This is a genomic window from Qipengyuania sp. (assembly GCF_043423005.1).
Lineage (GTDB): Bacteria > Pseudomonadota > Alphaproteobacteria > Sphingomonadales > Sphingomonadaceae > Qipengyuania.
The window spans coordinates 44992-54744 of record NZ_JBHWMI010000066.1; the positions used below are offsets into that span (position 1 = coordinate 44992).

Consider the following 9753-nt stretch of genomic DNA (forward strand, 5'->3'; position numbering starts at 1 on the left):
TCGCCGGCGTTTGCGCTGATCGCCGGGCGTTTGCGCCGGGAGACAACGGGCTGTCCACTGCGCCCGATCTTGCTAGGGGCGGTGCAAGCAATGACCGTCCGCACCCTTCTTGTCGTTCCCGCCGCTTTCGTTCCCGTCATCGCCGCGGCACAACCGGTCGATCCGGCGGTGGACCAGCCGGGCCCGGTGATCGTCGTCACCGGGCAAGGGCTCGAAGACACCCCTTCCGCGCCGGCCTACGATACCCAGGTCATCACGCGCGAACAGATCGTCAGCGAGCCATCGGGCCGGGTGGAGAATGCCCTGGCGCTGGTCGCCGGGTTCCAGCAGTTCCGCCGGTCCGACAGCCGTTCGGCGAACCCTTCCGCCCAGGGCGCCACCCTGCGCGCACTAGGCGGAAACGCCACCAGCCGCGCGCTCGTCCTTTTCGACGGCGTTCCGATGAGCGATCCGTTCTTCGGCTACGTGCCGTTCAACGCCTTCGCCCCCGAACAGCTTGGCGAAATCCGGGTCGCCCGGGGCGGCGGTTCCGGACCCTTCGGCGCCGGCGCCCTTACAGGGACGATCGAACTGGCCAGCGCCGGACCGGAGGACACCCCGCCTTTCGCCCTCAGAGCGCTTGTCAACCAGCGCGGCGATACCGAGGCGGGAGTGGGCTTGTCCGGATCGCTCGGCCGGGGATTTGTTGCCGGCTTCGCGCGCTGGAACCGCGGGCCGGGGTTCCACACCACGCCGGCCGATCAACGCGTGGCCGCCAGCGTGCGCGCCTCCTTCGAGGACTGGACCGTGGGCCTGCGCAGTGCGGTCCCGATCACCTCCGATATCGAGCTTCAGACGCGGGCGCTGCTTTATCGCGATACGCGCGAGCTGCGTTTCGCCGGCGCGACCAGCCGGTCCGAGGCGCAGGATGCATCCGTGCGGCTGGTCGGGCGGGGGCGGTGGCAGTTCGACCTGCTGGGCTATGTGCAGGAGCGCGATTTCGGCAATATCGTCAACAGTTCCACCCGCTTCGTCCCGGTTCTGGACCAGCGGGCAACCCCGTCCACCGGCATCGGCGGCAAGATCGAACTGCGCCCGCCTCTGGGCCGCGGGCACACCCTGCGAGTGGGCGCAGATTATCGCCAGGCGGATGGCGAACTCTACGAGGTCGCGCTCAGTGCTTTAACGGGCGCAGTGACCGAACGGCGGCGGGCGGGCGGGGTCAACACCGATCTCGGCCTGTTTGCCGAGCATGATGCGACGCTAGGCCCGGTGACGCTGACCGCTGGCGCGCGCGCAGATCATTACCGGATCGCCGACGGCTTCTTTCGAGCGCAAGCGCCGGATGGCACGATCATTCAGGACACCGCCTTTCCCGGGCGGAGCGGGTGGCGCGCCTCGTTCCGCGGCGGGGCGCTGGTTCGCCTCGGTGACGCAATCGCCGTGCGCGCCGCGGCCTACACCGGGCTGCGGTTGCCGACCTTGAACGAGTTGTACCGGCCCTTCGTGGTCTTTCCGGTCGAGACCCGGGCCAATGCCGATTTGCGCAACGAAACCCTGCGTGGGGCGGAGCTTGGTGTCGATTACGAGCGCGGGACGCTGCGCCTGTTCGCCACCGCCTTCGCCAACCGGCTCGACGATGCGATCGCCAATGTCACCATCGGGGAAAACCTGCGGCAGCGGCGCAATATCGACGCGATCGTGGCGCGCGGACTGGAAGCAGGTGGCGGCTGGCGGCGCGGCAACCTCTCGCTCGACGCCTCGCTTTCGCTGACCGATGCCGAGATGCGAAACGGCGGCGTAGGCGATCCGCTCGACGGCAAGCGCCCGGCACAGACCCCGCGGATCGTGGCAAGCGGGCGGCTGTCCTGGGCGCCGGCGGAGGATAGCGTGCTTTCGCTCAGCATTTTGCACGTGGGCAGCCAGTTCGAAGACGATCTCGAAACCGATCGCCTGCCGGCCTACACCACGCTCGGCGCCTATGCGAAGGTGCCGGTGCGGCGCGGGCTTGCGCTGGTGCTGCGCGCAGAGAACCTGACCGACGAGACGATCGTCACGCGCAACAGCGGGGGATCGATCGATCTGGGGGTGCCCCGTACGCTGTGGGCCGGGTTCGACTTCGACTTGTGAAGGCTCGCCCCCGGATACCCCGTCGGCCGCGGATTATCCTTCGTAGGCCATGACCCGCGTCTGCCGGTCCGACCGGGTCAGGGCCAGCATCAGTGCCCGCGGATTGGTGCGGACATAGCGCATCGCGAGATGACGAGGCTGGGTCATCATCCGGTGCACCCATTCGACGCCGGCATCCTGCATCCACAGCGGCGCGCGCTTGTATTCGCCGGTGACGAAGTTGAAGCATCCGCCGCAGGTGATGGTCCACACCGCATTCAGATCTTCGCGGTATTGCGCACAGAACTCCTGTTCCAGCGGCTTGCCCAGGCCCACCCACAGGAAGTCCGGGGCGCAGCGGTGGATGTCCTCGAGGATCGCATCCTCACGGCCCTTGAAGAACCCGTGGTGGCGGCCGACGATCCGCAGGCGCGGATACAACTCCTTCAGCCTTGCGGCGCAACCCGCATTGGTATGTTCGCGCGCGCCGAGAAGGTAGAAGCTGCGCCCGCTTTTCTCGCAAGCCGCGGCGAAATCGTGGATCATGTCGGTCGTCGGGGCGCGCTCGGGGATCGGCTCCTCGCAATAGCGGCGCGAGACGGCGACGATGAACTGGCCGTCGGCATGGACGATGTTGGCATGGCCGAACGCGTCGCGGAAGGCCGGGTCGGTCTTGGCCAGGGCAATGCCCTGTCCGTTGGCATCGAACACGAGCCGGGTGCGCACCCGGCCGTAATTTTCCGCGTAGTCCGCATCCTCGTGCGCGGCGGCGACGAAGTCCGCGCGGCTGGCAAGCGCCACCCATTGATCACCCACCCGCACGTGACGGATCGGTGTCCAGGGTTCGGCCTTCGTGAAGCTTTGTCTGCTTCGGGCAATCGGGAACAGGGGATCAAGCATCAGGTGCCGGGTTCCAGACGGCAATGCCTGCCCTGTCGCGGCTAATCAATCCCGTATCGTTAATGCCGCCCCCTTTTTGTCGCGCACGCGCGATGATCCGGCGCGTTGCGGAAGTGTCGCTGTGTGCGAGCGTGCGCTTGCCTTGCGGGGTGAGGGCGACCACGACGCCGTGCGAATAGTCGCCGCTTTCGTCGGGAAAGGCGGTGTAGGTCTCGATCCGCGCCGGTCCTGCATACGCCGGGTCTATCGCCGGAACCGCGCCCCGCCGGGCATCGGCCCGGTGCTGCATGTCGAAATCCTGCGGGAAGACCGCCCCGGTCGGCGTGCCTGACAAGACGATCGCATGATTGGTCGTCGCATAGCCGCCATTGCCGAACAACAGCCCGGCGGCGTTCGTGCCGCGTAGCCGGTTCGTCATAGCGGCGATCGCATGGCTCATGTAATTGCCGATCGGCCCGCCCCCGAAAGTCAGGCCGCCATGCACGGTGATCGGCCGGTCGAGCGGCCAGTCCAGCACCCGCCGCGCCAGCTTGGGTATGCAGGGAAAGCAGGAATACAGCTCAACCCACGCCAAATCCCGGGGGGAGATCCGGTTGAGCGACAGCGTCTGTTCCAGCACGACCTCGAGGCTGGCCGAACGATCGTAGGACGCCCGGGCGAGGATATCGTCCGGCTCTTGTGCCGCCGCGCCATAGCCGATGTGCACCATGCGACCGTCGGGGATGCCGCGCCGCCGGGCTTCGGCAAGGCTGGTGACAAGGAACCCGGCCCCCTGGTTGACCGCCGCATTGGCGACCTGCAGCTTGGTGTAGGGAAAGGCGAGCGGGCGATTGCCCGGGCCGGGGGAAACGATGTCTTCGGCGCTTCTCCTGCCGCAGCCATGCGGCCTCGTTGCGGGAGGCAACCGCGCTCATCCCGGCCCACAGCGCGCCGCTTTCGGCCTGCCCTTCGGCCAGCGTCTGGCCGTACCGCGCTCGCAAGGCATTTTCATACAGGGGATAGATATCGGCCGGGAGGACGAGACCATGGCTTTGTGCATAGCCTTCGCGGACCCGGTGAGGCGCATTGCGCAGCGCGGCTGCAGATGAGCGCGTGTCGCCATCCGCGCTCGCGGCAAGAGCCAGTGCCGCAGCAGTGCGCAAGGCTTCCCCGCCCACCACCGCGCAGATTACGGCCTCACCGGCACCGATCAGGTTCGCCGCCTCGTTGAGCAGGCGGACCGGGCTGTCGCCATGGGGCTTGTCGGTCTCGCCCATTTTGCGCGGCGCGATGCCGAGCGTGCGGGCGATGTTGCCCGGAACATCCGCGAGCTTCGGAAACGCGATCTGCCTGACCACCGCCAGTATATCGCAATCGGCCAGCACGCCGCCGCCCGCATCGGTGTCCGCCCGGCGCAGCGCCTCGGCCATCAGGGCAACCGGATCGAGCCCGCGAGCCGGTTCGGCCGGCCGGTCGTTGACCTGTCCGACCCCGACGATGACCGGCACCCGCTCGGCCGCAGCGCGCTCTTGCATATCACCCTCTTTCCTTTGCTTCTCGCCCCGCTATAGGGACCGCGAGCCTTGGGGTGTAGCCAAGCGGTAAGGCAGCGGTTTTTGGTACCGCCATGCGCAGGTTCGAATCCTGCCACCCCAGCCAATCTCTTCCCCGTTACAGTCAGCCATCAGACCTCGCCGGCCCGGCCGGGGGAACCGCAGGACTGCATGGCGGTATCTGTGGGGCATGAACGGGCTTATCTACGTCGACGACGAATTTCCCGGTATCACCCGCAAACGGGTGGGTAAGGGGTGGGCCTATTACGATCCCGAGGGCAAGCTCATCAAGGATCGTGCGGAAAAGCGCCGCCTCAACGCGATCGCCTTGCCGCCCGCCTACACCGACAGCTGGTATTGCCCCGCGCCCAACGGCCATATCCTGGCAACCGGGCTCGATGCCAAGGGCCGCAAGCAATACCGCTATCACCCCGAGTTCCGCGCCGCCCGGGAAAGCGAGAAGTTCGACCGTTGCCTGGCGTTCGGTAACCTTCTGCCACTGGTCCGCAAGCGGGTGGAAGAGGATCTGTCCGGGGGCCGCGAAATCTCGCGCGATCAGGCTGTTGCCAGCGTTGTCCGCCTGCTCGATCTGGGGGCGATCCGGGTCGGCAATGAAGGCTATGCCGAACGCAACAACAGCTTCGGCGCGACGACGCTGCGCCAGCGGCACGCCGAGGTTACCGGGCGCAAGCTGCGGCTGAGGTACAAGGGCAAGGCCGGTAAGATGCAGGACGTGCGGCTTACCGATGCCAGCCTTGCCCGGGCGGTGCGCAAGATGCAGGACCTGCCCGGCCAGCGGGTGTTCCAGTACGTCGACGATGGCGGCGAAGTCCGCGCAGTGGGGTCGAGCGACGTCAACGAATATCTCGAAGCGGCGATGGGCGAACGCTTCACCGCCAAGAACTTCCGCACCTGGCATGCAACCGTGCTGGGCTTCGATTACCTGCGGCAGGCGCAGGAGAATGTGCCGATGAAGGCGCTGCTCGAATCGGTTGCGGCGCACCTCGGCAATACGCCGGCGGTGACGCGCAAAAGCTATATCCATCCCGCGGTGCTCGCCCTGATCGAAGAGCAGGAAGGCTGGCGCGACCAGCTCAAGCTGCCGCGCCCGACCCGCTGGCACACGCGTGAGGAACGGGCGGTGATCGAGTTGCTGCAAGGCTGCCCGGGATCGCGCGACCTGTTGCAGATCGCCTGACCCTTGCCACCAGCTGCGCTTGCCGCCGCGCCGGGTGCCCGCCAAGGTGGAGCGACCTTGCCCAGTGAAGGAATGCCAGACCTTATGAACGACAGCCAGGATCACCCCTTCTTCGATCGCCACCGCCATGGTTTCGTGCGCGTCGCGACAAGTACGCCCAAGGTGCGCACCGCCGACGTAGCCTTCAATGCGGAAGGGATCATCGAACAGGCCCGGCTGGCGGGCGAACACGATGTCGATCTGTTGCTCTATCCCGAATTGTCGCTGTCGTCCTACGCGCTCGACGATCTGCATCTGCAGCAGGCGCTGCTCGATGCAGTCGAGCGGCACCTGGGCGAGATCGTCGATGCATCGGCCGACCTGCGGCCCGTGCTGGTCATCGGCGCACCGCTGCGCCGCAATGCCAGGATTTACAACTGCGCGGTCGTGGTTGCGAAGGGTGAGATCCTCGGCGTGGTGCCCAAGAGCTTTCTTCCCAACTACCGGGAGTTCTACGAGAAGCGCTACTTCTCGCACGGGCGGGGCTGCGTCGGTCTGACGATCGAGGCGGCCGGGCGGACCGTGCCGTTCGGCATCGACCTCTTGTTTGCGGACGAAGCGATCCCCGGCTGCGTCGTCGGGCTCGAGATCTGCGAGGATTTCTGGGCGCCCGAACCCCCCGGCGTCAAGGCCGCGCTGGCGGGGGCGACGATCGTGCTCAACCTTTCGGCCTCAAACATCACCATCGGCAAGTCGGACGAACGGCACATGCTGTGCAAGGCCAGTTCCAGCCGGGGCGTGTGCGCCTATGCCTATTCGGCCTCGGGTCATGGCGAAAGCACCACCGACCTCAGCTGGGACGGGCAGGGCATGATCTACGAACTCGGCGACCTGATGGCCGAAAGCGTGCGCTTCGACCGCGAGCCCGAGCTGTGCATCTGCGACATCGACACCCGGCGCATCGTCAATGATCGGCTGCGGATGCAGACCTGGGGCGATGCGGCGGAGGCGGCGGGGCGTCCCGAAGACAGCTATCGCCGGGTGCCGTTCCGGCTCGATCCGCCGGGCGCGGACCGCGCGCTCAAGCGCCCGATCCGCCGGTTCCCCTTCGTCCCCAACCGGCGCGAGCATCTCGATGCCGATTGTTACGAGGCGTTCAACATCCAGGTCGATGCGCTGGAGCGGCGGCTGGAGGCGACGGGTTCCAAATGCCTGGTGCTGGGGGTGTCAGGCGGGCTCGACAGCACCCACGCACTGATCGTCGCGGCGAAGGCGATGGACCGGCTGGGTCGCCCGCGCACGGACATCCGCGGCTACACGATGCCCGGTTTCGGCACGTCCGAAGGGACGAAGTCGAACGCCTGGCGGCTGATGAAGGCGGTCGGCATCACTGCACAGGAGATCGACATAACCCGCGCCGCGCGGCTGATGCTGGAGGATCTCGGCCACCCCTTTGCCAAGGGCGAACCGGTCTACGACCTCACCTTCGAGAACGTGCAGGCGGGCCTCAGGACCGACTACCTCTTCCGCCTTGCCGGGCAGCACAAGGGCTTCGTGCTGGGGACGGGCGACCTGTCCGAACTCGCGCTTGGCTGGTGCACCTATGGCGTCGGCGACCAGATGAGCCATTACGGCGTCAACGCCGGCGTGCCCAAGACGCTGATGCAATACCTCATCGCGTGGAGCGTGCGCTCGGGCCAGTTCGATGCCGAAACCGACGCCGTGCTGACCGACATCCTTGCCACCGAGATCAGCCCCGAACTCGTCCCGGCGGGCGAGGACGGCGCGGTGCAGTCGACCCAGTCGATCATCGGGCCCTACGAGCTGCACGACTTCTTCCTCCACCACATCCTGCGCTTCGGGCAGAGCCCATCGCATGTCGCGTACCTTGCGTGGCATGCGTGGAAGGATGCCGCCCAGGGCATGTGGCCGATCGATTTTCCGGACACCGCGAAGAACGCCTACGATCTGCCGACGATCGCCAAATGGCTCGAGACGTTCTGCGTGCGGTTCTTCGCCATCAGCCAGTTCAAGCGCAGCGCGCTTCCCAACGGGCCGAAGGTCAGCGCGGGCGGGTCGCTCTCGCCACGGGGCGACTGGCGCGCGCCGAGCGATGCGGTGGCGACGGTGTGGCTCGACGATCTGCGCCGTGCGCTGCCGCCCGGAACGCTGCCGGACTGACGATCGTCAGAGGCGGGTGATCCAGCCGTGCCGGTCGGCGACCGTGCCGAGCTGGATGCCGAGCAGCAGTTCACGCATCCGTGCCGTCACCGAGCCGGTCTCGCCCCCTCCGATGGTGAATTCGCCCGCGGGGCCCATCACCGTGCCCACCGGCGTGACCACGGCGGCAGTACCGCAGGCAAAGGTTTCGCTGAGCGCGCCGCTGGTGGCATCGGCGCGCCAGTCATCGATGCCGTAGGGTTCTTCGCTGACGCTGTACCCTTCCTCGCGCAGGAGGGTAATCAGGCTGTCGCGGGTGACGCCGGGCAGGATCGTGCCTGAAAGCGGCGGGGTCACCACCCGTCCGTCGGCAAAGACGAAGAACAGGTTCATGCCGCCGAGTTCCTCGACGTAGCGGCGCTCGACCGCGTCGAGGAACACCACCTGGTCGCAGCCCCGGGCGATGCCTTCGGCCTGCGGCACCAGGCTGGCGGCGTAATTCCCGCCGGTCTTGGCCGCCCCGGTCCCGCCCGGCGCGGCGCGGACGTAATCGCGGCTGACCCACAGCCGCACCGGCTTGGCACCGCCCTTGAAATAGGCCCCCGCGGGGCTGGCGATGACGACGAACTTGTACTGCCGGGCAGGGCGCACACCGAGGAACGCTTCGGATGCGAACATGAAGGGCCGCAGGTATAGCGAGCTTCCCTCTATCGTCGGTACCCAGTCGCGGTCGATGTCGACGAGCTTGCGGACCGCTTCCAGAAACAGTTCTTCGGGCAGGTCGGGCATGGCCATCCGCCGGGCGCTGGCATTGAGGCGTGCGGCGTTGCGTTCGGGTCTGAACAGGGCAAGGCTGCCGTCCGCCTGCTTGTAGACCTTCATTCCTTCGAAGATTTCCTGCGCGTAATGCAGCACGGCGGCGGCCGGGTCGAGCGCGATGGGTTCCCGCGGGCCGATGCTTGCGCTGTGCCAGCCGCCCTGATCGGCGTCGTAGTCGATCACAATCATGTGATCGGTGAAAAGCTTGCCGAAGCCAGGATCCGCCAGCGCCTCGTCGCGAATGGCCGAGGGGACGGGGGCGGGGTGCAGACGCTGCTCGAAAATCATTCCGCGCGGGTAGTCGGACTCCGGCGATTTCGCAAGGCGAGCGCCGGGGAACCTGCGCCCCGCATATGAGAAGGGCGGCCCCCTCGTCAGAGAGGAACCGCCCTTCGCATGGTCAGCGGCCGGAAGTGCCGCTCACGTCGCCTTACTCGGCAATGAGGTTTACCGAATATGCTCCGCGCGGATCTTCACCGACCTCGCTACTGAACCATGAGACATCGGATCACCTCCTTTCAAGCTAGTGAGCTGAGAACCCGCGTTTCACCGGGGTTCAAGACCTGCGTGCGCCGCCGATCCCGGGGACATATTTGAGTCGCCGCGCGCGCGAAAACAAGCCTTGTAAAAAAGTTTTCCCACGTCAGACTTTCCCGCCTTGCCGGTGCCTGTTCAGCGGCACCGCAGCAGGCTCAGCGGCAATCCTCGATCACCCGGGAAACCTCGGCCCAGTTCGGAAGATAGAGGTTCGGCGTCCCGGCCAGTTCCACCGCGAACCGGCCGCGCGTCAGGGCGATCGCATCGAGCAGCGGCTCGCGGGCGGCGACCTGTGCGCTCGCCGCGGTGCCGGCGGCATTGCGGGTGGCGGGCAGGGTCCGATCGGCTGTCTCGGTGCGGATCGTCATACCGCCGCCTGGGCCTGTGGTTACGCCTTCACGCGTCAGCATGACGCGGCGGGACGCGGTATCGCAGCCGATCGCGAACAGCGGAGCGCCGCCGGCGGAATAGCGAGCGATGGTCCCGCCGGCGACCTGCGCGTAGCTCCAGTCGCCCGGGGTGCGCGGATTGTCGATAGTG

Annotated in this window: 8 protein-coding genes and 1 tRNA gene; 5 read left to right on the forward strand and 4 right to left on the reverse strand. The window is 67.0% G+C overall.

Annotated elements, in window-relative coordinates:
- Positions 1-90 precede the first annotated feature (90 nt).
- On the forward strand, positions 91-2109 hold the full coding sequence (locus ACHFFA_RS10285) for a TonB-dependent receptor plug domain-containing protein (RefSeq protein WP_394270754.1): 2019 nt from the start codon (positions 91-93) through the stop codon (positions 2107-2109).
- Between the two features lie 33 nt (positions 2110-2142).
- Here the strand turns inward: ACHFFA_RS10285 and ACHFFA_RS10290 are convergent, their stop codons facing one another.
- Both ACHFFA_RS10290 and ACHFFA_RS10295 read right to left on the reverse strand, forming a co-directional pair.
- On the reverse strand, positions 2143-2988 hold the full coding sequence (locus tag ACHFFA_RS10290) for a WecB/TagA/CpsF family glycosyltransferase (protein WP_394270755.1): 846 nt from the start codon (positions 2986-2988) through the stop codon (positions 2143-2145).
- Positions 2981-3892, reverse strand: coding sequence for a hypothetical protein (locus ACHFFA_RS10295; protein ID WP_394270756.1), 912 nt, complete (start codon positions 3890-3892; stop codon positions 2981-2983). The genes ACHFFA_RS10290 and ACHFFA_RS10295 overlap by 8 nt, the downstream gene beginning before the upstream one ends.
- Before the next feature lie 328 nt (positions 3893-4220).
- Between ACHFFA_RS10295 and ACHFFA_RS10300 the strand changes: the two genes are divergently transcribed.
- The 4 genes from ACHFFA_RS10300 to ACHFFA_RS10315 all read left to right on the forward strand — a co-directional run bounded on the left by ACHFFA_RS10300 (position 4221) and on the right by ACHFFA_RS10315 (position 7878).
- Entirely contained in the window at positions 4221-4538 is a 318-nt protein-coding gene (locus ACHFFA_RS10300) for a hypothetical protein (RefSeq protein WP_394270757.1), read from the forward strand.
- Between the two features lie 13 nt (positions 4539-4551).
- Positions 4552-4626: transfer RNA gene (locus ACHFFA_RS10305), tRNA-Gln, on the forward strand.
- An 84-nt stretch (positions 4627-4710) separates the two neighbouring features.
- Positions 4711-5718, forward strand: a complete 1008-nt coding sequence (locus ACHFFA_RS10310; RefSeq protein ID WP_394270758.1) for a DNA topoisomerase IB — start codon at positions 4711-4713, stop codon at positions 5716-5718.
- 72 nt (positions 5719-5790) lie between these two features.
- Complete coding sequence (locus ACHFFA_RS10315; protein ID WP_394270759.1) at positions 5791-7878, forward strand: NAD(+) synthase; 2088 nt, start codon at positions 5791-5793, stop codon at positions 7876-7878.
- Between the two features lie 6 nt (positions 7879-7884).
- Here the strand turns inward: ACHFFA_RS10315 and ACHFFA_RS10320 are convergent, their stop codons facing one another.
- Complete coding sequence (locus tag ACHFFA_RS10320; RefSeq protein WP_394270760.1) at positions 7885-8964, reverse strand: branched-chain amino acid aminotransferase; 1080 nt, start codon at positions 8962-8964, stop codon at positions 7885-7887.
- 404 nt (positions 8965-9368) lie between these two features.
- On the reverse strand, positions 9369-9753 hold a 385-nt coding region (locus ACHFFA_RS10325), incomplete at its 5' end, for a hypothetical protein (protein WP_394270761.1).

Coding starts and splice junctions, on each gene's coding strand:
- ACHFFA_RS10285 (WP_394270754.1), top strand. CDS start 91: ATGACCGTCCGCACCCTTCTTGTCGTTCCCGCCGCTTTCGTTCCCGTC.
- ACHFFA_RS10290 (WP_394270755.1), bottom strand. CDS start 2,988: ATGCTTGATCCCCTGTTCCCGATTGCCCGAAGCAGACAAAGCTTCACG.
- ACHFFA_RS10300 (WP_394270757.1), top strand. CDS start 4,221: ATGGGGCTTGTCGGTCTCGCCCATTTTGCGCGGCGCGATGCCGAGCGT.
- ACHFFA_RS10310 (WP_394270758.1), top strand. CDS start 4,711: ATGAACGGGCTTATCTACGTCGACGACGAATTTCCCGGTATCACCCGC.
- ACHFFA_RS10315 (WP_394270759.1), top strand. CDS start 5,791: ATGCCAGACCTTATGAACGACAGCCAGGATCACCCCTTCTTCGATCGC.
- ACHFFA_RS10320 (WP_394270760.1), bottom strand. CDS start 8,964: ATGATTTTCGAGCAGCGTCTGCACCCCGCCCCCGTCCCCTCGGCCATT.